Source organism: Pseudohalocynthiibacter sp. F2068 (assembly GCF_023015645.1).
GTDB classification, from domain to species: Bacteria; Pseudomonadota; Alphaproteobacteria; order Rhodobacterales; family Rhodobacteraceae; genus Pseudohalocynthiibacter; species Pseudohalocynthiibacter aestuariivivens.
The window spans coordinates 18,218-43,622 of sequence record NZ_JALKAK010000007.1; the positions used below are offsets into that span (position 1 = coordinate 18,218).

The 25,405-nt window shown below is 53.2% G+C and carries 31 protein-coding genes; 7 read left to right on the forward strand and 24 right to left on the reverse strand.

What is annotated here, in order from left to right; translation table 11 throughout:
- Positions 1-49: 49 nt before the first annotated feature.
- Positions 50-820, reverse strand: coding sequence for a sulfite exporter TauE/SafE family protein (locus MWU63_RS09675; protein WP_246531553.1), 771 nt, complete (start codon positions 818-820; stop codon positions 50-52).
- 160 nt (positions 821-980) lie between these two features.
- Between MWU63_RS09675 and MWU63_RS09680 the strand changes: the two genes are divergently transcribed.
- Together MWU63_RS09680 and MWU63_RS09685 are read left to right on the forward strand one after the other, a co-directional pair.
- Positions 981-2,663 (forward strand): acyl-CoA dehydrogenase family protein, encoded by a 1,683-nt coding sequence (locus MWU63_RS09680; protein ID WP_213887170.1) that lies wholly within the window; start codon positions 981-983, stop codon positions 2,661-2,663.
- Between the two features lie 120 nt (positions 2,664-2,783).
- Entirely contained in the window at positions 2,784-3,179 is a 396-nt protein-coding gene (locus MWU63_RS09685; protein ID WP_213887169.1) for an META domain-containing protein, read from the forward strand.
- Here the strand turns inward: MWU63_RS09685 and recO are convergent.
- From recO to folK, 12 genes are all read right to left on the reverse strand, one after another.
- A complete protein-coding gene (gene recO / locus MWU63_RS09690) occupies positions 3,170-3,892 on the reverse strand; it encodes a DNA repair protein RecO (RefSeq protein ID WP_213887168.1) in 723 nt (240 codons plus the stop codon). The genes MWU63_RS09685 and recO overlap by 10 nt on opposite strands.
- A 52-nt stretch (positions 3,893-3,944) precedes the next feature.
- Positions 3,945-4,277 carry a DUF1491 family protein gene (locus tag MWU63_RS09695; protein WP_213887167.1) on the reverse strand — a complete coding sequence of 111 codons (333 nt, stop codon included), beginning with the start codon at positions 4,275-4,277 and terminating at the stop codon, positions 3,945-3,947.
- Positions 4,274-5,188, reverse strand: coding sequence for a GTPase Era (gene era / locus MWU63_RS09700; protein WP_213887166.1), 915 nt, complete (start codon positions 5,186-5,188; stop codon positions 4,274-4,276). The genes MWU63_RS09695 and era overlap by 4 nt, the downstream gene beginning before the upstream one ends.
- Positions 5,185-5,871 carry a ribonuclease III gene (gene rnc, locus MWU63_RS09705; protein WP_213887165.1) on the reverse strand — a complete coding sequence of 229 codons (687 nt, stop codon included), beginning with the start codon at positions 5,869-5,871 and terminating at the stop codon, positions 5,185-5,187. The genes era and rnc overlap by 4 nt, the downstream gene beginning before the upstream one ends.
- Positions 5,868-6,653: a signal peptidase I gene (gene lepB / locus MWU63_RS09710; protein ID WP_213887164.1), complete on the reverse strand. Its 786-nt coding sequence runs from the start codon at positions 6,651-6,653 to the stop codon at positions 5,868-5,870. Before lepB ends, rnc begins: the two co-directional genes overlap by 4 nt.
- 68 nt (positions 6,654-6,721) lie before the next feature.
- Entirely contained in the window at positions 6,722-7,135 is a 414-nt protein-coding gene (gene acpS, locus MWU63_RS09715) for a holo-ACP synthase (RefSeq protein ID WP_213887743.1), read from the reverse strand.
- Between the two features lie 4 nt (positions 7,136-7,139).
- Positions 7,140-8,117, reverse strand: coding sequence for an NADPH:quinone reductase (locus tag MWU63_RS09720; RefSeq protein WP_247077729.1), 978 nt, complete (start codon positions 8,115-8,117; stop codon positions 7,140-7,142).
- Between the two features lie 16 nt (positions 8,118-8,133).
- Positions 8,134-8,895, reverse strand: coding sequence for a pyridoxine 5'-phosphate synthase (locus tag MWU63_RS09725; protein WP_213887162.1), 762 nt, complete (start codon positions 8,893-8,895; stop codon positions 8,134-8,136).
- Positions 8,896-8,929: 34 nt separating this feature from the next.
- Complete coding sequence (locus MWU63_RS09730) at positions 8,930-9,586, reverse strand: DUF2062 domain-containing protein (protein ID WP_213887161.1); 657 nt, start codon at positions 9,584-9,586, stop codon at positions 8,930-8,932.
- Between the two features lie 28 nt (positions 9,587-9,614).
- Positions 9,615-11,735, reverse strand: a complete 2,121-nt coding sequence (locus tag MWU63_RS09735; protein ID WP_213887160.1) for a bifunctional (p)ppGpp synthetase/guanosine-3',5'-bis(diphosphate) 3'-pyrophosphohydrolase — start codon at positions 11,733-11,735, stop codon at positions 9,615-9,617.
- A gap of 35 nt (positions 11,736-11,770) precedes the next feature.
- Positions 11,771-12,124 (reverse strand): DNA-directed RNA polymerase subunit omega, encoded by a 354-nt coding sequence (gene rpoZ, locus MWU63_RS09740; RefSeq protein WP_213887159.1) that lies wholly within the window; start codon positions 12,122-12,124, stop codon positions 11,771-11,773.
- Positions 12,125-12,208: 84 nt separating this feature from the next.
- Entirely contained in the window at positions 12,209-12,796 is a 588-nt protein-coding gene (gene folK / locus MWU63_RS09745) for a 2-amino-4-hydroxy-6-hydroxymethyldihydropteridine diphosphokinase (RefSeq protein ID WP_213887158.1), read from the reverse strand.
- 122 nt (positions 12,797-12,918) lie between these two features.
- On the opposite strand from folK, the gene MWU63_RS09750 reads away from it, so the two are divergent.
- Positions 12,919-13,488: an NYN domain-containing protein gene (locus tag MWU63_RS09750; RefSeq protein WP_213887157.1), complete on the forward strand. Its 570-nt coding sequence runs from the start codon at positions 12,919-12,921 to the stop codon at positions 13,486-13,488.
- Between the two features lie 35 nt (positions 13,489-13,523).
- Here the strand turns inward: MWU63_RS09750 and MWU63_RS09755 are convergent, their stop codons facing one another.
- A complete protein-coding gene (locus MWU63_RS09755; RefSeq protein ID WP_213887156.1) occupies positions 13,524-13,988 on the reverse strand; it encodes a cytochrome c in 465 nt (154 codons plus the stop codon).
- A 168-nt stretch (positions 13,989-14,156) separates the two neighbouring features.
- Here MWU63_RS09755 and ispH point away from each other — a divergent pair, with 168 nt between their 5' ends.
- From ispH to rnhA, 3 genes are read left to right on the forward strand one after another with little or no spacing between them, the layout of a single operon-like run.
- Entirely contained in the window at positions 14,157-15,107 is a 951-nt protein-coding gene (ispH, locus tag MWU63_RS09760) for a 4-hydroxy-3-methylbut-2-enyl diphosphate reductase (RefSeq protein WP_213887155.1), read from the forward strand.
- Positions 15,104-15,697, forward strand: a complete 594-nt coding sequence (locus tag MWU63_RS09765) for a methyltransferase domain-containing protein (protein WP_213887154.1) — start codon at positions 15,104-15,106, stop codon at positions 15,695-15,697. The genes ispH and MWU63_RS09765 overlap by 4 nt, the downstream gene beginning before the upstream one ends.
- Complete coding sequence (gene rnhA / locus MWU63_RS09770) at positions 15,690-16,160, forward strand: ribonuclease HI (protein WP_213887153.1); 471 nt, start codon at positions 15,690-15,692, stop codon at positions 16,158-16,160. Before MWU63_RS09765 ends, rnhA begins: the two co-directional genes overlap by 8 nt.
- A gap of 6 nt (positions 16,161-16,166) precedes the next feature.
- On the opposite strand, the gene MWU63_RS09775 is transcribed toward rnhA, so the two are convergent.
- The 4 genes from MWU63_RS09775 to def (MWU63_RS09790) form a co-directional block, all read right to left on the reverse strand.
- Entirely contained in the window at positions 16,167-16,403 is a 237-nt protein-coding gene (locus MWU63_RS09775) for a GlsB/YeaQ/YmgE family stress response membrane protein (protein WP_213887152.1), read from the reverse strand.
- Between the two features lie 91 nt (positions 16,404-16,494).
- Positions 16,495-17,394: a methionyl-tRNA formyltransferase gene (fmt, locus tag MWU63_RS09780; RefSeq protein WP_213887151.1), complete on the reverse strand. Its 900-nt coding sequence runs from the start codon at positions 17,392-17,394 to the stop codon at positions 16,495-16,497.
- Entirely contained in the window at positions 17,391-17,894 is a 504-nt protein-coding gene (gene def, locus MWU63_RS09785; RefSeq protein WP_213887150.1) for a peptide deformylase, read from the reverse strand. Before def (MWU63_RS09785) ends, fmt begins: the two co-directional genes overlap by 4 nt.
- Positions 17,891-18,412, reverse strand: coding sequence for a peptide deformylase (gene def, locus MWU63_RS09790; RefSeq protein WP_213887149.1), 522 nt, complete (start codon positions 18,410-18,412; stop codon positions 17,891-17,893). Before def (MWU63_RS09790) ends, def (MWU63_RS09785) begins: the two co-directional genes overlap by 4 nt.
- 94 nt (positions 18,413-18,506) lie before the next feature.
- Here def (MWU63_RS09790) and MWU63_RS09795 point away from each other — a divergent pair, with 94 nt between their 5' ends.
- Positions 18,507-19,679, forward strand: coding sequence for a MalY/PatB family protein (locus tag MWU63_RS09795; RefSeq protein ID WP_213887148.1), 1,173 nt, complete (start codon positions 18,507-18,509; stop codon positions 19,677-19,679).
- A gap of 18 nt (positions 19,680-19,697) precedes the next feature.
- On the opposite strand, the gene MWU63_RS09800 is transcribed toward MWU63_RS09795, so the two are convergent.
- From MWU63_RS09800 to MWU63_RS09825, 6 genes are all read right to left on the reverse strand, one after another.
- Positions 19,698-20,045 carry a hypothetical protein gene (locus MWU63_RS09800; RefSeq protein WP_213887147.1) on the reverse strand — a complete coding sequence of 116 codons (348 nt, stop codon included), beginning with the start codon at positions 20,043-20,045 and terminating at the stop codon, positions 19,698-19,700.
- A gap of 85 nt (positions 20,046-20,130) precedes the next feature.
- The gene (gene cobM / locus MWU63_RS09805) at positions 20,131-20,922 is read right to left on the reverse strand and encodes a precorrin-4 C(11)-methyltransferase (protein WP_213887146.1); all 792 of its coding nucleotides are present in this window, start codon (positions 20,920-20,922) and stop codon (positions 20,131-20,133) included.
- An 87-nt stretch (positions 20,923-21,009) separates the two neighbouring features.
- Positions 21,010-22,821: a precorrin-3B C(17)-methyltransferase gene (cobJ, locus tag MWU63_RS09810; protein ID WP_213887145.1), complete on the reverse strand. Its 1,812-nt coding sequence runs from the start codon at positions 22,819-22,821 to the stop codon at positions 21,010-21,012.
- Positions 22,812-23,513 carry a precorrin-2 C(20)-methyltransferase gene (gene cobI, locus MWU63_RS09815; protein WP_213887144.1) on the reverse strand — a complete coding sequence of 234 codons (702 nt, stop codon included), beginning with the start codon at positions 23,511-23,513 and terminating at the stop codon, positions 22,812-22,814. Before cobI ends, cobJ begins: the two co-directional genes overlap by 10 nt.
- Positions 23,510-24,709: a precorrin-6y C5,15-methyltransferase (decarboxylating) subunit CbiE gene (cbiE, locus tag MWU63_RS09820; protein ID WP_247077734.1), complete on the reverse strand. Its 1,200-nt coding sequence runs from the start codon at positions 24,707-24,709 to the stop codon at positions 23,510-23,512. The genes cobI and cbiE overlap by 4 nt, the downstream gene beginning before the upstream one ends.
- Positions 24,706-25,344 (reverse strand): precorrin-8X methylmutase, encoded by a 639-nt coding sequence (locus MWU63_RS09825; RefSeq protein ID WP_213887142.1) that lies wholly within the window; start codon positions 25,342-25,344, stop codon positions 24,706-24,708. The genes cbiE and MWU63_RS09825 overlap by 4 nt, the downstream gene beginning before the upstream one ends.
- Between the last annotated feature and the right edge of the window lie 61 nt (positions 25,345-25,405).

Below are 25,405 nucleotides of genomic sequence, written 5' to 3' on the forward strand. Positions count from 1 at the left end.
ACCGGGCGGCCGTTTTCGTTTCCCCTGGTGCTTCGAATACGCTTCGCAGCTAGCTCATAATTCCGCGCCGGATCAGGTTTAGCCCAGCAATAACAAGCACAAACAAAGTAGCACGTCGAAATTTCTCCTGATCAAGCCGATCCTGAACCTGAAAACCAAACCACAAACCTATGAACGCCGGAATCAGCATCGTCGTGGATAGTGGAACCGTTTCAACCGAAACAATCCCCGTACGTATATGCGCCAACATTAATGCTATTGCCCCAAGTCCGTAAATCACCCCCTGCACACGCACCTGTTCGCGCTTCGGCGCGTCTATCGCTGTCAGATAGGCAACTGTGGGTGGCCCCCAAACACCTGACAAGCCTCCGACAAAGCCAGCAACCGCGCCTACAATGGGTTCTGCCCTATCCCGCTGATCTGGCCGCAAATGTAGCCGCCAACCGATAAGTTGGGAAAACGCAAAAAGACTGATTGGAATTCCGATCAGCAGAAACAAAACCTGAGATGACAAAAACAAAACAAGCTGTGCGCTCAGCACGAGAAAGACAAACCCGACCAGCAAGAACTTTCGATACAGAATGATCGACTCCCAAGCCGCGCGCCATCCCTCGCGCAGCGCTTGCGCAGCATTGGTTAAAACCGTCGGGACAATCAAAATCGCAAGAGCTGCTTCAACCGAAAGAAACGATCCAATGCCGGAAATCATTATCGTCGGCATCCCAAAGCCGACAGCCCCTTTTACAAAGGCAGCTGCAAAGGTTACGCCGGCTGCCATTCCGATCGTCAACCAACTGAGCTCCGCAAATAGCTGACCCAAGAAATACTCCCGCCTTTTCTATGCTATACAATGGTTCACGCGGCGCCGCACCGTTTTTGGAAAGTCATTTTTATTCAAAATACATGGCAATCACGCATTTAAGTTGCGCTGCAGGTGCAAAAAGATTATTCCCGGCTTACCGCGATAAAGGAGCCCGGATATGCCCCATGATGGACAGGATATGAGCGACCCAGAGACAAATGGACCGGTTCTCTCCGACCTCCTGAAACTGACAAAACAGGCTATTTCCCCAGCAAATGAACTGTTTGAGACCTCCAAGACGGCTTTGCGCAACCTTGTTAGCGAAGATGGCCGTATCTCCGGCAAATTGATCGAAGAGCACCAGCATGCTGCACATGCATTGTCATGGATCGCAACATACGTCGAATCACTGACACAGATGCAAGCCTGGGCAGAACGGCTAAACACAGATGGTAAGTTCGGCGAGATGGAGCAGTTGATCCTGCAAATCGCTTTTGGCGAATACCTTTCGCAGCTTAAGGGCGGCATTCCGATGAGTCAGGGCGAAATTGCGCGCCTGCAGGATATCGGCCTGACAGGTGGAATTTTACAGGCGCCTGCTATCGCCACTCTCGCTCAATCGGGCAATTCGGCAGCGGCGCGCAGCCGGCTTGTTACGCTGATGCAAGACAATCATGGTCACGCGACCTTCGGCGCCTCTGGCCTGGATGACGAACTTGAAATGATACGCGAACAGTTTCGCCGCTTTGCCGATGAACGCGTCAGCCCAAATGCACATGACTGGCATCTGAACGACGAGCTGATCCCGATGGAGATCATTGAGGAACTGGCTGAAATGGGCGTCTTTGGCCTGACGATTCCGGAAAACCTTGGTGGTTTCGGTCTTTCCAAAGCGTCTATGGTTGTCGTCTCGGAAGAACTTTCCCGTGGCTACATTGGCGTTGGTTCGCTCGGCACCCGGAGCGAAATTGCAGCTGAACTGATCCTTTGTGGTGGAACAGACGAGCAGAAATCACACTGGCTGCCAAAAATTGCCAGTGCCGAAATTCTGCCAACTGCCGTCTTCACTGAACCGAACACAGGTTCCGATCTTGGCAGCCTGCGCACACGCGCCGTTCGGGAAGGTGACGAATACACCGTAACCGGCAACAAGACATGGATCACCCATGCAGCACGGACCCATGTGATGACCTTGCTTGCCCGCACAGACTCAAACACGACAGACTACAAAGGTCTGTCGATGTTCCTTGCAGAAAAAACGCCGGGAACCGATGCAGAGCCATTTCCAACCCCCGGCATGACCGGCGGTGAGATTGACGTGCTCGGCTACCGTGGCATGAAAGAGTATGAGCTTGGGTTCGACGGCTTCAAGGTAAAGGCAGAAAACCTGCTTGGGGGTGTTGAAGGCCAAGGCTTCAAACAGCTTATGCAAACATTCGAATCCGCTCGTATTCAGACAGCAGCGCGTGCCATAGGCGTTGCACAAAACGCGCTTGAAGTCGGGATGCAATACGCGATCGACCGCAACCAATTTGGCAAATCACTGATCAACTTCCCACGTGTTGCTGGCAAGCTTGCGATGATGGCTGTTGAAATCATGGTTGCGCGGCAATTGACCTATCATTCCGCCTGGCAGAAAGACCATGACAAACGTTGTGACCTTGAAGCCGGGATGGCCAAGCTACTCGGCGCACGTGTTGCGTGGGCGGCGGCGGACAATGCATTGCAAATTCACGGTGGAAACGGTTTCGCGCTGGAGTACCAGATCAGCCGTATTTTGTGTGACGCGCGCATCCTCAACATCTTCGAAGGGGCGGCAGAAATTCAGGCGCAGGTGATTGCGCGGCGCCTGCTCGGGTAAACTTAGCAGCACGGCCTTCCGCACGAATGCCGCACCCAGTTTTCAGACGAATTGGTCTATGCACAATTTGCGCTTAGGTTTACTGTGAAAATGTTTCTGACATAAACAGGCAGACACCTTATGCGTGCTTTTATCCTGATGATCCCTCTGTTGCTATTTGACGCTTGCCAAGAGGATGAATCCATTTCTGGCTACGTTAGCTCCGAATCCACGTGGGTACTTTCCGAACTTGATGGCGCACCCTTTTCCTCAAGTGCCACAATATCCTTTCCCGAACCAGGGCGGGTAGAAGGGCAAGCACCCTGCAATCGGTACTTCGGAAATCAGCAGGCACCTTACCCGTGGATCGCCCTTTCCGAGATTGGCGCCACCAAAATGGCCTGTTCCGATTTACCTGCAGAAGCCGAATTTCTAAAAGCGCTTGAGGAAATGACATTGGTCGAGGTTTCTGGCGAAACGCTGATTATGTCAAATGACGCAGGACGCGAAATGGTTTTTAGGCTGGCTCAACCCTGACGCGCCAGAAGATCAACAAGGCGCTGTCGTGCAGCTGGCAGTGGCTTGTTCCCAAGCGAGGGCGCAACCCAGTTTCCAAGGAAAAAACCCGTCGTGCGAAGCCCTTGGGTTATATCCGCATCTGTCACTGGCCCCTGGCCCAGCAAACACATAGGCAATGGCAACAGCTTGCTGGCCCATTCGCCCGCACCGTCACGGCTGACTGCACGCCCGGTTTTTGGCGAAACATATGCCAGATCTTCACGCGTTCCTGTCACGGCGCACCGGGTTAAGTCGAGACCAAACCCCAATTCTTCAAGAAGGTTTGTTTCCCAACGCAGGTAGGCTAGCGGCCAGGCATCCGTCCGCTCGAGCAAATCCAACAGGGTTACCGACCTTTGGTAGAGTCCTATATGTGCCTCGCGTTCCGGCAGTACAAAACCGAGAAGCGCACAGATTGCATTCAGACCTGCCAGCGCAAGGCGGTCCGCCATAACACCTGCACGGCTTCGCAAAGGTTCAACCGTATAGCTGCCCAGATGATCTTCCAAACGGGCACGCCACGTCACATCAAGCTGTGCTCCAGGTTGCAGAACAGGCGCGATTTTGCGGCTGGTGCCACCTCGCACCACGCCTGCATGCCGGCCATGTTCTGCCGTAAATACTTCAATGATTGCAGAGGTTTCCCCGTGTCGTCGGACACTAAGCAATACCCCCTCGTCGCGCCAATCCATATTAGGGAGAGTACCTTTGTCTCACACCTATGCAAGCCGTTTCAGGCGTGCCTCAAGCCTTGAGCCCCGGTTCATCCAAGAGGTGACGCCCCTGGCGGTCTTCGACTTCCACGACCCAGAGATCAGGGTCAAAGGAACGTTGCTTGGTTATCGCGAGGTCAACCTCTTGCTCAACGCCTTGGGAAAGAACCATCCATGCGCGTTCACCTGTCATCAAGTCAAATGAGCGTTGATAGACAACCGCACAACCGTCCAGCGTGTTCAGTTTGATCAGCACCGCCCCGGCCGTCACATCACCCTTGGATGTTACAAATGCCGGTATATCCGTCAATGCAAGCCTGCGCAGATAGGCGTGCACCCAAAACTCTGCGGTCAGGCGCGTCATGAATTCCCGTCTTTGAAATCGAGGCCCATTTCCGAGTAACGTTCGGATTCTTCAAGCCAATTTGGGCGTACTTTCACTTGAAGGAACAGATGCACCCTACGCCCCAGAAACTCTTCCAGTTCTTCACGTGCAGCTTTACCAACCGCTTTGATCGTTTCGCCCTTGTTACCAAGTACAATGCCTTTATGTCCGTCACGTGCCACGTAGATCAACTGGTCAATCCGGGCAGAGCCATCTTCGCGTTCTTCCCAGTTTTCGGTTTCAACGGTCAGTTGGTAAGGCAGTTCCTGATGAAGGCGCAGTGTCAGTTTCTCGCGTGTCATTTCCGCCGCGATCATGCGCATTGGTAAATCAGCAATCTGATCTTCTGGGTAAAGCCATGGACCTTCTGGCAAACGCTCGGCAAGCCAGTCCCGCAAATCATCGACTCCATGACCCTTTTCAGCAGAGATCATAAAGGTGTCTTCAAACGGATAGGCGTCATTCATCTTTTCAGTCAGTGCCAACAAGGCCTCAGATTTCACCCGATCAATCTTGTTGATAGCAAGCGCTACTCTCTGTCTGTCGTTCTGCCGTTCTCTCAGCTTTTCTAGAATCGCTTGGACACCCTCGGTCATACCGCGATTAGCCTCGATAAGCAGCACCACGATATCCGCATCCGCAGCACCGCCCCAGGCTGCCGCAACCATTGCACGGTCTAGCCGGCGGCGTGGAGGGAACATGCCCGGTGTATCCACGAACACGATCTGAGAGTCTCCTTCAATCGCCACCCCACGAATACGCGCACGCGTGGTTTGCACTTTATGCGTCACTATCGAAACTTTTGCCCCAACCATCCGGTTAAGCAGCGTCGATTTACCCGCATTGGGTTCGCCGATAAGGGCGACAAAGCCCGCACGCGTTTTGGTCATGATTTGCCTTCCAATCGCGCTAAAAGCGCCTGTGCCGCCATTTGTTCGGCCTGTCTTTTCGATCCGGCGGTCGCTGTTTCTGACTCGCCGCTTGCCAGTTGAACCTTGATCGTGAAAACCGGTGCGTGGTCGGGGCCTTCGCGGCGTAATTCATCATAGGTTGGCGGCGTCTGTTTCCGGGCCTGCGCCCATTCCTGCAATGCCGTTTTGGCATCACGTGCATCTGCTTTTACAGTGCTGACACGCTTTCCCCAAATCTGAAGAACCGTGTTGCGGGCTGGCTCAAAGCCGCCATCAAGATATATCGCCGCAATCACCGCTTCCATCGCATCGGCAAGCAATGCCTCTTTGCGTCGCCCACCTGACAACATTTCTGAGCGACCAAGTTTAAGCACGGTGCCAAGGTCAACCTGACGTGCAACATCGGCCAGTGCTTCTTTGCGCACGAGTGCGTTAAAACGCGGTGCAAGCTGACCTTCACTAGCAGATCTGTCAGCAAAAAGCAGCGCCTCTGCCATTACGAGTCCAAGCACCCGGTCGCCAAGAAATTCCAAGCGCTGGTTGTCATCCCTCGTCTCCGAAGACATCGAAGAATGCGTCACCGCGCGAACCAACAACTCTGGCTCGGAAAACTGGTAGCCAATCCGGCCTTCAAAGGCCTTTAATTCCGTCGAAAGCTTCACTCTATCGCCTTGAAAAAACGGTCACTGCGCCACGTCCAAAAGTAAAATAAGGACCGACCAGCAGATGAAAACATGACGCGGTCAGCACGGCCAATAAGGTTTTCGAACGGAACAAAACCAACACCGCCAACCGTCGGTGAGACCCGGCTATCAGTAGAGTTATCCCGGTTGTCTCCCATAAAGAAGAAATGACCCTCCGGCACCGTAAAGACGGGCGTGTTGTCGGTCCGAGAGTCACTAACATTCAGAATGTTATGCGTTAATCCGCCAGGCAGAGTTTCGGCGGTACGTTCTTTCACACACACCTCACCGCGACGGACTGGCTGGTTCTGGCAAATGGGAAAACCGCGGTTTGGGCCCTGAGGTTCGAATATCTCTTCAAATTGCCCTGCCGGTTCCAGTTGGACCGGGGTTCCATTCAGTTTCAGCACCCCATCCGTGACCTGAATTTTGTCGCCTGGCAAACCGATCAGCCGTTTAATGAAATCCTGACCATTGACCGGGTGGTGAAACACCACGACATCACCCCGCTCTGGGTCACCTCCAAAAATACGACCGGAAAAAGGGCAGGCGGAAAAAGGGCAGGAATACTGAGAATACCCATAGGCCATTTTGTTCACGAACAGAAAATCACCTATCAGCAAAGTATCTTTCATAGACCCTGATGGAATCCAGAATGGCTGAAAAAACAATGTGCGAAACAAGCCCGCAATTAGCAGCGCGTAGACCACTGTTTTGATGGTCTCAAGCAAGCCATCGCCTTTTTTTGCCTCAGTGGTCATGTATTCGCGTCCTGTATGTTGATTTTTGTCCTTGCGCTACATGAGGTGCCGACAGCGGGGAGTCAAGTTTACGCATTGCTCGGCGAAACTGGCAGCGCCTCTATGACCACAAATGCCTGTGCCCAGGGATGATCGTCAGTGAGTGTTACATGAATTGTCGCTTGATGTCCTGCCGGTGTCATTTCCGCCAGTCGTTCAGCCGCCCAGCCCGTAACATGCATCACGGGCTGACCCGACTTCAGATTGGAAACTGACATGTCGCGCCAGGCAATTCCCATCGCGAGCCCTGTTCCAAGCGCTTTGGAACAGGCTTCCTTTGCGGCCCAGCGCTTGGCGTAGGTGCCAGCTGTGTCTTTGCGCCGCTCTGCTTTTTGCTGCTCTATCTCTGTGAAAACGCGGTTCTTGAACCTGTCACCAAAACGGTCCAGCGTACCTTGTATCCGTTCGATATTTGCCAGATCGGTACCAATACCAAGGATCATGGTATCAAAACTCCAGAACGGCAGTGCCAAGCTTGTCACCAGCTTCCACCAATTGATGCGCTGCAACTGCATCGTCCAATCTGCCAGCAGCTACGGGTGCGTGCAATAGGGCACTTTTCTCCAGCCACTTAGTTATCTGTGCTTCACCTTTGCGTCTCACTTCGGGATCCAGAAGATAAACTATCAGCATTCTCAGCACAGAATTCTTGAACATGAATGGGTAAAAATCGAGAACAGGCCGCATGACACTTGCGGACGCATAGGTTGCAATGACACCCCTTTGCTTCAGAATGGCAAGTGAAGTGGCCTGGTTCGCGCCAAAATCCACGTCGACGATACGATCAACGCCAACTCCGTCAGTTAAGCTCATCACGGCTTCGGCAACATCATTTTCGCGGTAGTTGATCCATTCATCAGCTGTAGAATGCGCGGCTTTTTCCAGTGAGGAGACGGTGGTGATGACGCGCGCGCCTCCTAGCTTCGCCATCTGGCAGGCGTAGCGTCCAACTGTACCTGCACCGCCTGTCACGAGAACAGTTTTACCCTCGACCGATCCGTCTGCGAAGACCGAGTACCAGGCGGTCATTGCGGGTATGCCTAAGCAGGCGCCTTCAGCAAAGCTGGTTGTTTTAGGTAGGTAAACAGCATGATCTGCCGGGATGGAGATAAGTTCTGCGGCTGTGCCATAGGCGCGCTTCCATTGTCCGTTCCAAATCCAGACACGTTGACCAATCCGGTCGGTGTCAACACCCGCGCCGACGGCTTCGATAACGCCAGCACCATCAGAATGAGGAACAACTTTGGGAAATTCCATAATGGCGCCGGGACGCGCACCAGCCCGAAGTTTAACGTCAGAGGGGTTTACACCAGAGGCGTGTAAGCGCACCAAAACTTCGCCAGTATTTGGGGTTGGGTCAGGTAAGCTACCGATCGTGAGAACGCCTTTAGCCGCGCCAAATTTTTCGTACCAGACAGCTTTCATAATGCTCCCGCTCTGCTCAATCTTGCGCCCGTGCTTCATCCATCAGGCGTCGCATTTCCAACACCGCTGGCGTCAGACCACGAAAGATAGCTTCGCCAATCAGGAAATGCCCGATGTTAAGCTCCATAACCTCCGGAAAAGCCGCGACAGGCTTTACAGTGTCATATGTAATCCCGTGTCCCACATGCACCTCTAGCCCAAGCGAGTGGGCAAAACTGGACATGTCGCGCAGTTTCTCAAGCTCTTTGTCCCTTTCGTCAAAACGACCTTCAACATGCGCGTCACAGTAAGCCCCGGCGTGAAGTTCTATCACCTCTGCACCTATGCGATTAGCCGCTTCAATTTGCGCTGGCTCAGCTGCAATAAAGATAGAAACGCGGCTGCCTGCCTCGCGCAATGGGGCGATGAAATGCGCCAGCCTGTTTTCCTCGCGTGCAACTTCAAGGCCACCTTCGGTTGTCCGCTCTTCGCGCTTTTCCGGAACGATGCAGACCGCATGAGGTTTATGACGCAATGCAATAGCCTGCATTTCATCCGTTGCCGCCATTTCGAAGTTAAGTGGAACTGACAGAATTTCCATCAGCCCTTCGATATCTGCATCTGAAATATGACGCCGATCTTCACGCAGATGCGCGGTAATACCATCTGCCCCAGCTTCTTCTGCAATGCGGGCCGCCCTTAGCGGATCCGGGTAGTCCCCGCCGCGTGCATTTCGCACGGTCGCCACGTGATCAATATTTACCCCAAGCCGCAGCTTGCCTAAAGGCGTGACACTCATCAGTAATATCCTTTGTTGTCTTTCAGAACAGACGCTACCGCTTCGACCTAGTTTCGTCAGCCTTCTTCAATGCTTTTTTACGCAACTCTTCGAGTTTTTTCTTCAACCTGCCTTTTCGGCGGTTCTTATATACAGTTATGACCGGGACAGACAGGTAGTAAGCAATTGTTCCGGCAATGACCCCCGGCGCCAAGCCACCGACCAAGTAAGGCAAGTATACTTCGGAATAGAACTCGCTCAGGTTTGACCAATCAGCACCTTTGTCCGTGAACAACGCAAAAAAATTGTCCTTAAAATCAGCGCCCGCTGCGATAAATTTTGCGACAAGCGTTGCGTTTGCTGATTCTTCAAAAGTTGTTCCCAACATGAAATGGCCAAGGCTAAGACTAAGCGCGCCAATAATTGGGAAGGTGACGGGATTGCCGAAAAATGTTGCCAGCAAAGCGGCAAAGATATTTCCCCTCATAAGCTTGGCTACAATAACCGCCCAAAAGAAATGGAACCCGAAGAAAGGCGTAAAACAAACCGCAACACCCGCAAAAATGCCACGCGCGATCCTGTCAGGCGGGTCAGGCAAACGGTGCATACGGTGTTTGACATATCTGTACGCACGCGCCCATCCGCCTCGCGGATAGAAAAAGTCGGTCACAATCTGCCAGATTGGCCGTTTGTCGCGTCGCTTAAAGACCAACAGTTATGTCCTTTTGTGGGTCTGTGTTTCAGGGCTTACGGTTCGGGTCTCGGTATCGCTCCAGAGAAGCGACATCACTGTCAGCCTCAAGAGCCGTCATGACAGTATGCAGGTGCTCCGCATCCCTCAAGTCAACATCAATCAAAAGCCTGTAAAAGTCCGGCTTGCGGTCCGCAAAATGTAAATCGGAGATATTGGCCTTCTGCTCACCAATCAATGTGCAAATTCGTCCCAGTATGCCCGCATCATTGCTGATCGTGATACTAAGTGTGACAGAGTGCACAGCCGGGTGGCGACCACTGTGCCAGTGCAGATCGACCCATCGGCCCGGTTGCTCTTCAAAATCCGAAAGAACCGGGCAGTCGATTGCGTGCACCACAACACCTTGCCCACGATATGCAATTCCGACGATACGCTCGCCAGGAACCGGTTGGCAGCATTCCGCCCGCGTGAAAGACTGACCTTGGGACAGTCCAACAACTGCGCGGCTCGCATCAATCTCGTCGCCGCTTGTTGAGGCTAGTTCAGGGTAAAGAATTTCAACCACGTCGCGCGCTGTCAGTTCGGCGCTGCCAAGCCTTGCGAGAACCTCTGCGGCATCTACCAAACCAAGATGCTTTGCCACAATCCCAAGCGCTTTGTCTGTGGACTTCTTTCCGATATGCTCAAATGCCACGCGGGCCAGCTCGCGGCCAAGCTTGATGAAACGATCCCGGTCTTCCTCGCGCAAAGACTTGCGGATCGCCGCTTTTGCCTTACCTGTCGCAACGATATCAATCCATGTGGCCTGCGGGCGTTGACCTTCGGCTGTCATAATCTCAACCGATTGCCCGTTCTTAACCCTGGTCCACAAAGGAACGCGGATTCCATCGACCTTCGCGCCAACGCAGCTTTCGCCAATTCGAGTGTGGATTGCATAGGCAAAATCAAGCGGTGTCGCGCCGCGTGGAAGTTTCACAACTTCGCCCTTCGGTGTGAAACAGAACACCTGGTCTGAGTACATCTCCATTTTGACGTGTTCCAAAAACTCGTCGTGGTCTTCAGCCGATTCAAATCGCTCCGTCAAACCCGCGATCCATTTCGCGGGGTCGACGGCAAACGGATTTTCAGATTGAACCCCATCACGATAGGACCAATGCGCAGCAACGCCGGCTTCCGCAACATCATTCATCTGCCCGGTGCGGATCTGCACTTCGACACGTTTACCATCGCGACCCGAAACAGTTGTGTGGATAGAACGATATCCGTTTGATTTAGGTTGGCTGATATAGTCTTTGAATCTTCCCGGAACAGACCGCCAACGCTGATGAATCGCACCTAGCACACGATAACAATCTGCTTCGTTCTCGGTTATCACGCGGAAACCGTAAATATCCGATAGCCGTGAAAACCCCTGGTCTTTCTCCTGCATCTTGCGCCAGATCGAATAGGGTTTTTTCGCACGGCCAAAAACTTCGGCTTTAATCGTTTGCTTTTCCAACTCGTGACGAATGTCATTGGTGATCTTCAGAATGACATCGCCGCTTTCTTTCTGCAGCGTTATGAACCGGCGCATGATCGATTTACGGCCATCCGGATTGAGGACAGAAAAGGCAAGATCTTCCAGTTCGTCGCGCATCCACTGCATACCCATGCGGCCAGCAAGTGGTGCAAAAATATCCATGGTTTCGCGGGCCTTTTGCGCCTGCTTTTCCACACGCATGGATTTAATGGTGCGCATATTATGAAGCCGGTCAGCAAGCTTCACGAGGATGACTCGCATGTCTTTGGACATAGCCATGAACAGCTTGCGAAAATTCTCGGCCTGTTTCGTTTCCGACGACGAAAGCTGCAAGTTGGTCAGTTTGGTAACGCCATCGACGAGCTCAGCAATTTCCGTGCCGAACTTTTCCGCCACTTCGCTGTAGGTGGATTTAGTGTCTTCAATGGTATCGTGCAGCAGCGCAGTAATTATCGTTGCGTCATCAAGCTGCTGCTCCGTTAAAATGGCAGCAACAGCAACGGGATGCGTGAAGTACGGTTCTCCCGAATGACGAAACTGACCCTCATGCATTGCCTCGCCATAGGCAAAGGCATCGCGGATCAGTTGCTGATTTGTTTTCGGATTGTAATTGCGGACCAGTTGGATCAGGTCGTCGACAGTGATCATCCGGTCCGCACCTTTAGTCTGGGCTGTTTCTGCCCTTACTGTTGCCCCTGTGCTTCCATCAAAGCGCGTAGCAATTTTTCTTCTGACATATCGTTATCGGCTGGCTTGTCAGCCTCAGCACCCATAAGAAGCGCCATTGCGTCTTCTTCTGGTTCATCAACTTCGATCTGAGTCTGGTTGCTTTCAATAAGACGCTCACGCAGTTCTTCCGCGGACTGAGTCTCGTCAGCAATTTCCCGCAGGGAAACAACAGGATTTTTGTCGTTGTCACGCGGCACAGTCAATGCTGCACCTGCCGCGATTTCGCGGGCGCGGTGCGAAGCAAGCATTACAAGCTCGAACCGGTTTGGAACTTTATCTACGCAGTCTTCAACCGTAACGCGGGCCATCGGCGACTCCAATTCATATCGGATGGTTAGAAACCGACTATTTATGCTTATCCCACACGCTTGACAACCCCGATTCCCCAAGGATTACAGCGGAACAACACCCATTTTTGCGGATGAGGGCAATTCTTCCAGCATCTCTCGTACTGTTTGCCCTAAAACCGGGTGTTTCCAGTCAGGTGCGATATCAGCCAACGGAAGTAAAACAAACGCCCGATCCTGCATTCTGGGATGCGGAAGTACAAGCTGGTCTGGGGCCCTGAGTTTTTGATGCTCCACCTCTAAGGCGCGCCAGCATTCATAGGTCGCCACGTCCGGCAGAACCTGATCTCCATATGACAATAAATCAAGATCAAGTGAGCGCACCCCCCAGCGTTGGATTCTTTCGCGCCCAAAGTCGGCTTCAATTTTGTGCAGATGTGCCAAAAGTTGCGTCGGGGGCAGAGTTGTCGACAGAGTTACCGCTGCATTAACATAGTCAGGGCCGGCACCCGCCGGAAAACAAGGAGTTTTATAAAATTTGCTGGTCTTACGAATTATGACATCATTCATTTCAAGCTCTGCCAAAGCGCGCTTCACCCGCTCTAAAAGCAGGCGAATATCTGCCAAATCATTCGCACCTATCGCAACATGTGACAAAGTTTCGTGATTAAGTTGATCCAAGGGTTGCGACATTCCAGAATTTCCCTAGGTTACGACAGGTTTCGTCTATTTTTAGTATACACTCGCTTACCCACTCACTCACTCACTCACTCACGTAACGCAAGACGAATACCTTACGATTGGAAGGGAATTTTATGTTTTACAAGGACGAACGGCTCGCGCTGTTCATTGATGGCTCGAATCTTTACGCGGCTGCAAAGTCTCTCGGGTTCGACATTGACTATAAACTTCTGCGGCAAGAATTTATGCGCCGTGGCAAACTACTCCGCGCATTTTACTATACGGCTCTGCTAGAGAATGACGAGTATTCACCTATTCGTCCGTTGGTCGACTGGCTGCATTACAACGGTTTCTCCATGGTTACAAAACCTGCCAAGGAATACACCGACGCGATGGGGCGCCGTAAAGTTAAGGGCAATATGGACATCGAACTTGCCGTCGATGCAATGGAACTGGCGCCTTACGTAGACCACATGGTCTTGTTTTCCGGCGACGGCGATTTCCGACCATTGATTGAGAGCTTGCAACGCAAAGGTGTGCGCGTATCTATCGTATCCACAATCAGATCAAATCCACCAATGATCTCGGACGAACTGCGTCGCCAGGCCGATAATTTCATCGAACTTCAGGAACTGAAGGACGTGATTGGCCGCCCTCCCCGCGAGCCCTATGGCGATGATGATCTCGCTTCCAGCGAAGACTAAGTGAATTTGACCAGGGCGAGTTTCGCCCCGGTCGCCTAATCCAACGCACTTTTTGTGATTTGATTGTGTCGCTCGATTATCTGATCCGGCCAGCGGCTTTTGATGAAGGCCAGAACCGCTAGAATTTCTTCGTCGGACAAAATCTCACTGTATCCCTGCATATCGCTTTTGTATGTACCACCGACCATAGCGGCGGTTCCGAACTTTGTTATCTGAAACAGAATCGGATCAGGATGGTGCCACGTATGACCGGTTTCGTCGTGGGGCGGGGCTGGCAGCCGTCCATTCGCCAGCGGTCTGCGCCAGTCCCCAGCGCCTTCCAATTCTTCACCATGACAGGAAGCACATTGCGCCGAATATATCTCGGCACCTCGTGCGACTTCGGTCGTTTCCCAATACGGAATAAGCCCATCTTGCGCTTTTAAAGGTTGCCAAAACGTCGCTGCACCTACAGCCACTATCGCAGTCACGAGGAATCCCAATGCGTATTTTTGTTTCATAGAGCGTTTCGCAATCTGTCGGTATTCAGCTTCGACACCTCGCTACAACTTCCAGCAAGCGGAAGGTCAAGCGGCAAAACCGGAAATTTCGTGCTCGGGTGAACTCCACCGTGGACCTCACCCCATTTGTCACGTTAGACCACTCTAAACGAACGAACAGGTTTTAGTATGCCCAAGCCACCGCTCACTCTTTATCTGGCCGCACCGCGCGGGTTTTGTGCCGGAGTTGTGCGTGCCATAAAAGTCGTAGAGCTTGCACTCGAAAAATGGGGCGCACCCGTCTACGTGCGCCATGAAATTGTGCACAACAAATTTGTCGTTGACGGGCTGCGTGCAAAAGGTGCGGTTTTTGTCGAAGAGCTTGACGATTGTCCAACTGATCGGCCTGTCATCTTTTCCGCCCACGGTGTACCCAAAGCGGTGCCAAGGGCAGCCGAAAAGCGCGAAATGATTTTTGTGGACGCCACCTGCCCACTGGTCAGCAAAGTGCATATCGAGGCTGAACGGCATTTCGCGAATGGTCTTCAAATGGTGATGATAGGTCATGAAGGGCACCCGGAAACCGTTGGCACAATGGGACAATTGCCAGAAGGTGAAGTTCTGCTTGTTGAAACTGCGGAAGATGTAGCGTCACTTGTTGTTCGCGAACCCGAACAATTGGCCTACATCACCCAAACAACGCTTTCAATTGATGATACTGCCGGAATTGTCGATGCACTGAAGGCACGTTTCCCAACCATCATTGGTCCCCATAAAGAAGACATTTGCTATGCCACAACAAACCGGCAGTACGCAGTAAAAGAAATGGCACCCAAGTCAGACGCCATTCTGGTGATAGGCGCTCCCAATTCGTCCAATTCCAAACGCCTTGTCGAAGTGGGCGCCGCCGCAGGTTGCACCTATTCGCAACTGGTTCAGCGTGCCCGTGACATTGATTGGCGGGCGCTCGACGGCATTCGCACTATTGGTCTAACCGCAGGGGCCTCTGCACCAGAAGTACTTGTGGATGAGGTGATTGATGCCTTCCGGGAAAGATATGAGGTTACTGTGGAATTGATAAAAACGGCTGAAGAAAACGTTGAATTCAAAGTCCCTCGCATAATGCGCGAAGCAACATGAGCAAAGATAGTGAAACAATCGCTGTCTATGACAGCCGCGCTGCAGACTATGCCGCAATGACCCCGTCTGGCGCGGAAAACATGCAACTCAATCGGTTCATCGCAGCATTGAACAAGGGCGATAATGTGCTTGATCTGGGCTGCGGCCCCGGTGCTGCTGCTGCCAGAATGCGCGACGCAGGACTATCCGTTATTGCAATGGATGCCTCGCCTGCCATGGTTAAACTCGCAAAAGAGCAATTCGACCTTACTGTAAAACAAGCCACTTTCGACGAGATCGAGGGGTTACACATCTACGATGGTATCTGGGCCAGCTTCAGCCTGCTGCACGCCAAGAAATCCGATTTTCCGCGTTATCTGTCGGCGCTACATCGCAGCCTTCGTCCAAATGGACATTTTTACATCGGCATGAAGCTTGGCACTGGGGAGCACCGTGATGATATTGGCCGTTTTTACGCCTATTACAGTGAAGATGAGCTAACTTCACATCTTGAAAAAGCTGGTTTTAAGACCGAAGACCGAAGTCTCAGTAGCGGTGTTGGGCTTGACGGTAAAGATGCGCCCTGGATCATGATCTCCGCCCATGCCTGATCTTTTTGCCTACACTGACGGAGCCTGCTCTGGCAATCCAGGACCCGGTGGGTGGGGTGCGTTGTTGATCGCACGTGAGGGTGAGACAATTCTGAAAACCCGCGAACTCAAAGGTGGTGAAGCCGACACCACTAATAACAGAATGGAGCTATTGGCTGCGATTCATGCACTCGAAGCTCTCGGTCGCCCCTCAACGCTGACCATCGTTACGGATAGCGCATACGTAAGAAATGGCGTGACCAGCTGGATTCATGGTTGGAAGAAAAACGGTTGGCGGACCTCGAACAAAAAGCCTGTCAAAAATGTTGAGCTTTGGCAAAGGCTGGAAGAAGCGACAATGCGTCATAAAGTGACTTGGGAATGGGTCAAAGGCCATGCAGGGCATCCGGAAAACGAACGTGCTGATGAATTGGCCCGCGCAGGGATGGAACCCTTTAAGCCCAAAAAAAAGAAAGACGGTTAAAATTCGTTACTTTGGCCAGTACCGCTGCCACAACCAGATCAGAGCCATCGCACCCAGTACCGCGCCAACAAACCCTGCGGCCCATCCCATAACCGCGAGTGAAGTGCGCAGCAACACGCCACCGACTAACGCCCCCAGAACGCCAACCGAAACGGTTGTAATGACATCTGCTTCAATTTTCATCAACCGTGTAGCCAGAAACCCGGCTGCGGCACCAACAATGAACAATGCAATAAATCCCATGCCACTGAATATGGGTGAATTCGAACAAATGTGAAGCCCATTCCACGCAAAGCACTTAAAGAAATGCGCCGCAGGTGTTCAATACGAATAGTTAGCTAAGCCTGGCTGGCAAATCGAAACCGCGAAGAAACTCTTCTGCTTCCATTGCGCGTTTGCCTTGCCTCTGTGCTTTCAGCACCTCGACAGCGCCTTTACCACAAGCGATCCGCAATCCACCCAGCACTTCGCCCGGCGCACCCATACCAGCAACCAAACGGCTTTGAAGCAGCTTCACCCGCTCCCCCGCAACATCACACCATGCCCCCGGAAACGGTGAAAGGCCGCGTATTTTACGGTCAACTTCTTCCGAGGACGCTGTCCAATCAATCCGCGCCTCTGCTTTTTCAATCTTCTCTGCGTAGCTCACGCCGCTGGGCGGTTGTGGTGCCCGAGGCAATTCTTCCAATCGTTCCAACGCGTCACATATCAGGCGTGCGCCCATTTCAGACAAGCGGTCAAGTAGCATCCCGGCGGTCTCTTCTTTGCCAATTAGCGTCGCCTCACGCAAAACCACATCTCCCGTGTCCAGCCCTGCATCCATCTGCATGATGCAAACACCCGTTTCTATATCTCCAGCCATGATTGCGCGATGTATTGGGGCAGCACCCCGCCAACGCGGCAGCAGCGACGCGTGAATGTTCAGGCACCCCTGAACAGGCGCGTCTAGTATTGCCTGCGGCAGGATCAGCCCATAAGCCACAACAACAGCAACATCTGCGTCAAGTGCTGCGAACTCTGCCTGCTCTTCTGCCCCTTTCAAACTAACCGGACACCGAACTTGAAGACCAAGTTCTTCGGCCTTGGCCTGTACCGGAGACGGGCGTTTCCTCTTACCACGGCCAGCCGGGCGCGGTGGCTGTGAATAAACGCAAACAACCTCGTGTCCCGCTGAAACCAATGCTTCTAATACAGGCACAGAAAACTCAGGCGTTCCCATGAAAACCACTTTCATGAGCGTTTCCTTAGCTTCTCTGCCTTCTTCAACAGCATGTTGCGTTTCACTAGCGAAAGCCGGTCAAAATACATTTTGCCTTCCAGATGATCGATCTGATGCTGAACGGAAGTTGCCCAGACACCTACAAAGTCCCTGCGCTCAACAACGCCGTCTTCATTCAGAAACCGAACTGTCACCGCGCGCGGCCGTTCCACTTTTGCCGAAACGCCGGGCAGGTTCGGACTTCCTTCTTCATGCTCGCGAGGCGCAACAGAGCTATGAAGTATCACCGGGTTCGCCATTTTTACGACTTGTCCGCGTTCGTTAGAGCAATCGACAACAGCCAACCGCTTCATCATACCAATCTGCGGCGCTGCAAGTCCGAGACCCGGCATCGCCTCCATCGTGTCAACCATGTCAGCCCAGATTGCACGTATGTCGTCGGTAATTTTCTCAACCCGTGCGGCTGCCGTTTTCAACCGCTTGTCAGGCCAGGGAACAAAGGGACGAACGCTCATTCACGCGCCCGTTCACGTTTTACCTTGACCATTCTGCGTGTAATCATCTGGCGCTTCAGCGGTTTAAGGTAATCGATAAACAGCTTACCGTCTAAATGGTCAATCTCGTGTTGAACGCATGTGGCCCACAGTTTATCGAATGTTGCTTCATGCTGAGCCCCCTCGATGTCCGTCCACTGAACAGTCACTTCTGCGGGCCTTTCGACCTCGGCGTATTGTTCCGGGATAGACAGGCAGCCTTCCTCATAGACGTTCTTTTCCTCAGATTCCCAGACGACCTTTGGATTGAACAGCACCATCGGTTGGGGCGCAGCGCCTTCTTCTTTAACACAGTCAAGCACGATCAGACGTTTCAGTACGCCAACCTGCGGCGCGGCAAGACCAACACCCGGCGCATCATACATGGTATCAAGCATATCGCTCGCGAGCTTTTTAAGCTCGTCGTTCACGACGTCGACAGAACGCGACACCTTCTTAAGGCGCGGCTCTGGATAAATCAGGATCGGTCTAACAGTCATAAGTGTGATTTAGGATAACATCGGCCTGCGTGCAACGCCTCTTGCGCTTGGCGCTTAAGTGACTAGCTTGTCGTCGATTCTACAGGAGGCACACATGAGCTTTGACGAAATCATCGACCGGCGCGGTCACCTGTCCGGTAAATGGGACATGATGGAAAAAATCTATGGCGTCGCTGCGGATGAAGGTTTGGCAATGTGGGTCGCCGATATGGATTTCAAATCGGCTGACCCAATCCAGAAAGCCGTTCGTGATATGCTTGATCACGGTGTCTACGGCTATATCGGCGATTACCGCCCTTACAAAGCGGCTATTAGTTGGTGGATGCTGAACCGTCACGGATGGCGCGTTGAGCCAGAGTGGGTTTTCACCACGCACGGTCTTATCAATGGTGTCGGCCTTACGCTTGAGACCTTCACAAACCCCGGCGATGGCATCGTTTTGTTTACACCCGTCTATCACGCCTTTGCCCGCATTATTAAATCTGCTGGGCGTAAAGTCGTAGAGTGCCCATTGGTGCTGAATAACGATAAATATGAAATGGATTTTACAACTTACGATGCTCAGATGACGGGCAACGAAAAAATGGTCATTCTATGCTCGCCCCACAATCCGGGCGGGCGGGTCTGGACTGAGCGTGAATTGCGTGATCTTGCAGATTTTTGCAAGCGGCACGACCTTTTGCTTGTTTCCGATGAAATTCATCATGATCTGGTGTTTAACGGTGCAAAACACATTCCAATGCCTCTTGCTGCACCGGATATCATCGATCGGCTGATCATGCTAACCGCGCCGTCTAAGACTTTTAATATTGCCGGCACGCACACGGGCAATGTCATTATTCAGGATGAAACACTGCGCGCGCGCTTTGCTGCTACAATGGCCGCAATGGGCATTTCTCCCAACAATTTTGGTGTTGCCATGACGACCGCCGCCTATTCAGCAGAAGGGGCTGTTTGGGCGGACGCGTTAGTCGAGTACCTTGATGGTAACCGCAAACTTTTTGACAAAGGCATCAATGCAATCCCCGGCTTGAAATCAATGCCGATGGAAGCGACCTACCTGTCATGGGTTGATTTTTCTGGTACTGGAATGACCCGCGAAGAGTACAAATCCCGCGTAAACAAAACAGCAAAAATCGCGGTGAATTATGGATCTACCTTCGGCAAGGGTGGCGAAAACTATCTCAGGTTCAATATTGGAACGCCACGCGCGCTAATCAAAGAAGCTGTTGATAGAATGCAAAAGGCCTTCGGGGACCTTCAATAAAATCAATAACTTGTGCTTCTACTGACCCAGTAGCGCAATTGGCGCGTTTTCTGCACGCTCAAAATCCAGCGGCGCTTTGTCCAGAGCGAGCGTACTGCGCTTGAAATCATAAATCATCTGACCGTCTTCTTCTTCAGAAGCGACGATCAGACATTGGTACAGGTGCCTTGAGCCATCGAAAACGTCAACCAAACCCCGAAGATGTGGTGCATTTTCAGCATCCAGGGCAAAACCTGTTTCCCAAAACCGCAGTATCGGAAAAATCTCGTCATCTGTATGAACACGCAAACGGCTTTTGCGCATCAAATCACGCTTGCGGGCCGCTTCCAGCCCTTCGCGCACTTCCTTTGGTAAAAAATCAGTCATAGCAAACATCCCACTCCCCGAATCACATTTTCGGCATGAGATTACATCAGGTCAAGTTAACCTTTTGCGACCATTGCATTTTTTACTAAGTGTTGTGATCCTCCACCAAACCCACACCAATGACAGGCCGCAAAACATGCGGTTTTTCGGGATCATAAAGCGCTGAATCTTTGAATTCTTGCCCGGCTGCCAAAGCAGGCCCAACCATGATCAAAGCCGTGCGCGTAATCTTTTCCGCGCGGACTTTTTTGCGTATGTCGCTCAGTGTTCCACGAATTAGCATCTGGTCTGGCCAACCGACACGATAGCCAACAACTACAGGGCATTCAGCCCCATAGTAAGGCACCAGAACACGTTCAATTTCCCGCATATTCCTTACAGCAAGGTGGATCGCCAGTGTCGCTCCGGTCTTGGCGAAATTTTCCAGCGTTTCCCCTTTTGGCATTGAGGTAGACTGCATGGACATCCGGGTCAGCACGATAGATTGCGCAATCTCGGGGATTGTCAGTTCTTGCTTCATTTCCGCAGCCATCGCTGCATAGGCAGGCACGCCTGGAATGACTGCGTAGTCGATACAATCCGCCTTCAATCGCCTTATTTGTTCAGCGATCGCTCCATAAAGCGACGGGTCCCCCGAATGCACACGCGCAACATCTTCGCCGCGCTGGTGGGCCGCCAGTATCTCAGCATGCGTATCATCGAGCGTCATAACCGCCGTGTCCAAAACACGCGCACCCTCCGGCGCACATGCAACAACCTCTGGCGGAACCAGAGACCCTGCATAAAGACAAACCGGGCATTCCCCGATCACACGCTGCGCTTTCAGTGTCAAAAGCTCCGGATCACCCGGACCTGCACCAATAAAGTAAACCGTCATATCAATCTCCTGAGAACCATCAGAAGCGGGCTCGCCTCAACACACGCACAAATGAATGGCGTGTGGGCGCAGCCCAAGCTGTTTGGTTCAAGCCCCCTTGGCCAAATCACCATCAATTTTCCGCGCATAGCCACGCGGTGTGTACATACGCGGACCTTCACCCAACGCCGCAAGTTTTGTATGACTGGACCCCACCAAAACGACTGTCAGCATATCGACCTCATCAACTTCCAGTTCATCAAGGCGTCGATACCGCACATATTCTTCTGGCCGTCCAAGCGAACTTGCCAGCATTACAGGCGTGTCAGCAGGGCGATGCTGCAGCAGAATGTCCCGGGCTTCAGCCAGCAAAGTGCGCCGCCGCATCGACACGGGGTTATAAAAGGCGATGACAAAATCTCCCTCCGCCGCCGCCTTCAGGCGCTTCACAATATCTTCGCGTGGCGTCAGCAAGTCGCTCAGCGAAATCGCGCAGAAATCATGGCCCAGCGGCGCTCCAGCCCTTGCTGCTGCACCTTGCAGTGCCGAAACCCCCGGCGTTGAAATTACTTCAACCCGACGCGCGGCATCGGTCACACCCATCGCTTCAGGTCCGCGATCAAGCAGCTCAAAAACCAGCGCACCCATCGCGTAAATACCGGCATCCCCTGAACAGATAAGCGCAACATTTTTGCCTTTGCCTGCCTGTTCCAGCGCATATCTGCAGCGGTCTTCTTCACCACCCAGCGGGAAATCAGACCTTTCCTTGCCATAGGCCAGCGGCCCCAACAAATCGATGTAAAGCCCATAGCCAACCAGTTCTTCAGCCTCAGCAACCAAATGGCTTGCTTCTGGTGTTCGCCAACTATGTTGGCCCGGACCAATCCCGATAATCGACAAACGGCCACGCGCACGCCCCGGCAGATCAACAATTGGATCTTCTGATCGCGCAACAGCGCAGGTTACATTCGCCGTTTTCCGTTTTGCGATGGTCAACTCAGACCCTGCACCAGCCGCCGCAAGGGCCGCACCTTCACTTACGCCGTGACAGCCAACTTCGGCAAATACTACGTTTGACGGTGTTTTCAGGCGACCTGCCTCTGCCTCCAGCTGCGCTGCGGTGAACAAGCGCAACGGAACGCCAAGCCGCCGTGCGGCTTCAATTATTGCTGGCTCGTCACCCTTCAAATCTATGGAGTTGACCGATGCAATCGCACCCTCTGCAATTCCTGCATCTGCCAAACTCTCTGTTACCAGCGACCAAAGCTCTTCCGGGTCCGCGTTGCGCGCACACCCGAGGCCCAACGCATAACGCTGCGGGTGATAAACCAACTGCTTTTCTGACCCCTCAGCCAGTGCTTCGCTTACCAGTAATTCAACAGTACCGGCTTGGTCTGAGGCCAGATCAAAAATCTGCTCACCCGAAAGTTTCGCACCTGCTCCGCCAAGCAAAGCAGCCATTACCGCCTTTGCGTCCGAAGGGTTTGCGAGCCGGTACCCCAATGGTGGCTCATCAAGTGCAACGCCCATCGCAACATCGCCAGCAGTCGTAACGGCTGTAACAGCATCCAAGGCAGTCGCGATCTCGCTTGCCAAACGGTTGGCCCCACGATGCCCACCCAGCAAGGGGACAACGACGGAACCGTCGTCTGACACCGCGACCACGGGTGGCTCAACAGTCTTGTCAGCCAGCAAAGGCGCCACCGCCCGGATCAGTATGCCAGCAGCACAAACCCCGATAATCGGCGTTCCACTGGCAAACAAAGTCCGGGTATGCTCAAGCGCGTCAGGGAAATAGGCGTCCGCCACGTCAACACGCCCTTCGCGCCCGTGCACTGACGCGCCCAGCGCGCCAGCAACGGAATGTGCCGTTTTCTCTCCAGAACGAGAAAGGCATAAAACAACGGGTTTCAAAGCCATGGGTCGGCCCCTTTTGTAACAAGTATCATTGAAAAATATGGCGCGGGCGCGGGGGCATCGGCCAAGGGCATACGCCGCTCATTACCCAGCGTCGCGCGTTCAACATAAGACGCGCGTTCCAGCAAACCGAGCCGCTCAAGGATTGCGCGTATCTTACCCAGGTGCCGCCCGACCTTCATGATGACCACGCTGTCGGACGACACTATCCGCTCTTCCATTTCCGCTGCAGCGAGCGGCCCAGGGATCACGGTCAGAACCTCGTTGCGTGCCGCAAGGGGCATTCCAATTGCACCTGCACAGGCAGTCATAGACGTAACCCCCGGTACAATTTCGACCTGATAGTCAGTTGCCAGCCTCGCAAACAGATACATGAAAGAACCGTAGAAGAATGGGTCGCCTTCACAAAGGCAGACAACATCTTCACCCTTTTGCAGTTCCGCGGCAATCGCCGCTGCACCTTTGTCATAGGCCGCTTGCGCTGGCGCGCGCTCGACAGTCATCGGTACATCCATGACAATCTCGCGCGCAGTGTTAGGAATAAACTCTGATGCAATTGACCGCGCCAAACTTTCGCCACCAGCCAATGCGGGATAGGCCAGAACACCCGCGCCGGAAATCAAGCGATGCGCCTTCATCGTCAAAAGCTCCGGGTCGCCCGGCCCCAGACCCACACCATAAAGTGTTCCGCTCATCTTTTTACGAGGCTCCATTGTGTCACTGGCATAAGCGGGCGCCAGCCGGTGCGCGGCCCGACGGGCTCTGCCCGATGGACCTGCAGTTTTACCAATTGCCCACCGTAAGTCTTGTGCAGATTTATAAGCACCGCTTCGCTTTCAAGCGTCACTGCATTCGCGACGAGCCGGCCAAGTGGACGCAGAGACGCCCACGCGGTCTCGAACGTTTCAATACTTAGACCACCGCCTATGAAAATAGCATCCGGCGGGTCTAGTCCTTCCAGAGCTTCCGGAACCTGACCATCGATCAGTTCCAGTTTGGGTGTACCAAGTGCCAATGCATTAGCAGCCGCCATCGCCCGCCGGTCTGCGCGAGGTTCAATACCGATGGCACGCGCATAGCGCGCCGCGCGCATCCATTCGACAGCAACCGACCCGCAGCCTGTTCCGATATCCCAAAGCAAAGCACCCCGCATCGGCATCAGCTTGGCCAATGTCGCGGCACGCACCTCCTGCTTCGTCATCGTCCCGTCATGCTGAAACAGATCGTCTGCCAAACCCGGAACTCGCGGTAATAGCGCTGCATCAGGTGCCGCGATGCATTCAACAGCCAGCGTATTGAATGCAGGAACGATGTGATCCCAGCTCTCAGCGATTCCATCGAACCGCTTTTCATTTTCGCCGCCCATCGCGGCCAAGACAGTCATTTCGGACTGCCCAAACCCACGCTCGGTCAAAAACTTGGCGATCTGTCCCGGTGTCTCTGCACCAGTCGTTAAAATCAGCAGCCGCTGGTCAGGCTGGATGAAGGCAATCATTTGCTCAACAGGTCGCCCATGAACCGTCAGCGTTTCAAGATCCGCCATCGACCAGCCCATGCGTGCTGCCGCCAATTGAAACGCACCAACCTGCGGATAATACGTGATCTCTGCCGGGTCAATCGCCCGCCCGATCCTTGCGCCAACCGAGTACCAAAGCGGATCCCCTGTTGCCAGCACAACAACACGCTTGCCTTTGTAGCTGCCAAGCAAGTCAACCAGCGCATCAAAAGGCGAAGGCCACGCGACGCGCTCTGCACTCACGATCTCGGACAGTTCATGATGCCTGTCGCCACCAACAATCACTTCGGCGGCTTCAACGACGGCACGCGTCGCTGGTGTCAGGCCATCCAGCCCGTCCTCGCCGATCCCAACAATGTGCAACCATGATTTCATTGTGCTTCCTCCGGCAAGCCGACAGCAAGCGCGTTTACGGCTGCCGAAGCGATGGCCGATCCACCACGCCGTCCACGCAATGCAACAAATTCACACCCTCGGGAATTTGTGGCAAGTTCAGCTTTGCTTTCGGCGGCACCGACGAAACCAACAGGAAACCCCAGGATCACTGCCGGTTTTGGCGCACCCGAATCCAATAATTCGAGCAAATGAAACAAAGCAGTGGGGGCGTTTCCGATTGCCACAACCGCCCCTTCCAACTGATCGGCCCAAAGTTCAACAGCGGCAGCAGAGCGTGTGTTACCAATTGATTTTGCGCGTTCTGGCACTGTCGCGTCATTCAGCGTCACGATAACCCGGTTGTTGTTAGGCAGATAACGACGGATGATTCCGGCACCGACCATTTCGCAATCACAAAGAATCGGCGCCCCAGCCTTAAGCGCCGCATGCCCGGCCACATATGCCTCCGTAGAGAAAGCAAGCCTGTCCGCCACTTCGACCATTCCACAAGCATGGATCAGCCGTATCGCCAATGCTTCCATCCCCGGCCCAAAGCGTTCCAAGCGCGCTTCTTTCCGGACTGTTGCAAAGCTTTGCGCATAGATCGCGCCGGGGTCTTTTTCATATGGTCTCATGCGATGCCTTTGCCGCAAGCGCCAATCAAACTGATGACGCAAAGCCCCTTGGGGCTTTTCC

What these genes read in the sequence shown, in the direction of transcription:
- recO (WP_213887168.1), bottom strand. Translation starts at nt 3,892, where the DNA reads ATGGATTGGCGCGACGAGGGGGTATTGCTTAGTGTCCGACGACACGGG.
- MWU63_RS09695 (WP_213887167.1), bottom strand. Translation starts at nt 4,277, where the DNA reads ATGACGCGCCTGACCGCAGAGTTTTGGGTGCACGCCTATCTGCGCAGG.
- MWU63_RS09825 (WP_213887142.1), bottom strand. Translation starts at nt 25,344, where the DNA reads ATGAGACCATATGAAAAAGACCCCGGCGCGATCTATGCGCAAAGCTTT.
- def (WP_213887150.1), bottom strand. Translation starts at nt 17,894, where the DNA reads ATGAGCGTTCGTCCCTTTGTTCCCTGGCCTGACAAGCGGTTGAAAACG.
- MWU63_RS09795 (WP_213887148.1), top strand. Translation starts at nt 18,507, where the DNA reads ATGAGCTTTGACGAAATCATCGACCGGCGCGGTCACCTGTCCGGTAAA.
- MWU63_RS09800 (WP_213887147.1), bottom strand. Translation starts at nt 20,045, where the DNA reads ATGACTGATTTTTTACCAAAGGAAGTGCGCGAAGGGCTGGAAGCGGCC.
- MWU63_RS09735 (WP_213887160.1), bottom strand. Translation starts at nt 11,735, where the DNA reads ATGATCACTGTCGACGACCTGATCCAACTGGTCCGCAATTACAATCCG.
- cobJ (WP_213887145.1), bottom strand. Translation starts at nt 22,821, where the DNA reads ATGGCTTTGAAACCCGTTGTTTTATGCCTTTCTCGTTCTGGAGAGAAA.
- rnhA (WP_213887153.1), top strand. Translation starts at nt 15,690, where the DNA reads ATGCCTGATCTTTTTGCCTACACTGACGGAGCCTGCTCTGGCAATCCA.
- MWU63_RS09750 (WP_213887157.1), top strand. Translation starts at nt 12,919, where the DNA reads ATGTTTTACAAGGACGAACGGCTCGCGCTGTTCATTGATGGCTCGAAT.
- MWU63_RS09765 (WP_213887154.1), top strand. Translation starts at nt 15,104, where the DNA reads ATGAGCAAAGATAGTGAAACAATCGCTGTCTATGACAGCCGCGCTGCA.
- cobI (WP_213887144.1), bottom strand. Translation starts at nt 23,513, where the DNA reads ATGAGCGGAACACTTTATGGTGTGGGTCTGGGGCCGGGCGACCCGGAG.
- era (WP_213887166.1), bottom strand. Translation starts at nt 5,188, where the DNA reads ATGACCAAAACGCGTGCGGGCTTTGTCGCCCTTATCGGCGAACCCAAT.
- cbiE (WP_247077734.1), bottom strand. Translation starts at nt 24,709, where the DNA reads ATGAAATCATGGTTGCACATTGTTGGGATCGGCGAGGACGGGCTGGAT.
- MWU63_RS09720 (WP_247077729.1), bottom strand. Translation starts at nt 8,117, where the DNA reads ATGAAAGCTGTCTGGTACGAAAAATTTGGCGCGGCTAAAGGCGTTCTC.
- MWU63_RS09775 (WP_213887152.1), bottom strand. Translation starts at nt 16,403, where the DNA reads ATGGGATTTATTGCATTGTTCATTGTTGGTGCCGCAGCCGGGTTTCTG.
- acpS (WP_213887743.1), bottom strand. Translation starts at nt 7,135, where the DNA reads ATGATCCTTGGTATTGGTACCGATCTGGCAAATATCGAACGGATACAA.
- lepB (WP_213887164.1), bottom strand. Translation starts at nt 6,653, where the DNA reads ATGACCACTGAGGCAAAAAAAGGCGATGGCTTGCTTGAGACCATCAAA.
- fmt (WP_213887151.1), bottom strand. Translation starts at nt 17,394, where the DNA reads ATGAAAGTGGTTTTCATGGGAACGCCTGAGTTTTCTGTGCCTGTATTA.
- MWU63_RS09755 (WP_213887156.1), bottom strand. Translation starts at nt 13,988, where the DNA reads ATGAAACAAAAATACGCATTGGGATTCCTCGTGACTGCGATAGTGGCT.
- MWU63_RS09680 (WP_213887170.1), top strand. Translation starts at nt 981, where the DNA reads ATGCCCCATGATGGACAGGATATGAGCGACCCAGAGACAAATGGACCG.
- MWU63_RS09725 (WP_213887162.1), bottom strand. Translation starts at nt 8,895, where the DNA reads ATGAGTGTCACGCCTTTAGGCAAGCTGCGGCTTGGGGTAAATATTGAT.
- def (WP_213887149.1), bottom strand. Translation starts at nt 18,412, where the DNA reads ATGACTGTTAGACCGATCCTGATTTATCCAGAGCCGCGCCTTAAGAAG.
- folK (WP_213887158.1), bottom strand. Translation starts at nt 12,796, where the DNA reads ATGTCGCAACCCTTGGATCAACTTAATCACGAAACTTTGTCACATGTT.
- MWU63_RS09685 (WP_213887169.1), top strand. Translation starts at nt 2,784, where the DNA reads ATGCGTGCTTTTATCCTGATGATCCCTCTGTTGCTATTTGACGCTTGC.
- cobM (WP_213887146.1), bottom strand. Translation starts at nt 20,922, where the DNA reads ATGACGGTTTACTTTATTGGTGCAGGTCCGGGTGATCCGGAGCTTTTG.
- ispH (WP_213887155.1), top strand. Translation starts at nt 14,157, where the DNA reads ATGCCCAAGCCACCGCTCACTCTTTATCTGGCCGCACCGCGCGGGTTT.
- rpoZ (WP_213887159.1), bottom strand. Translation starts at nt 12,124, where the DNA reads ATGGCCCGCGTTACGGTTGAAGACTGCGTAGATAAAGTTCCAAACCGG.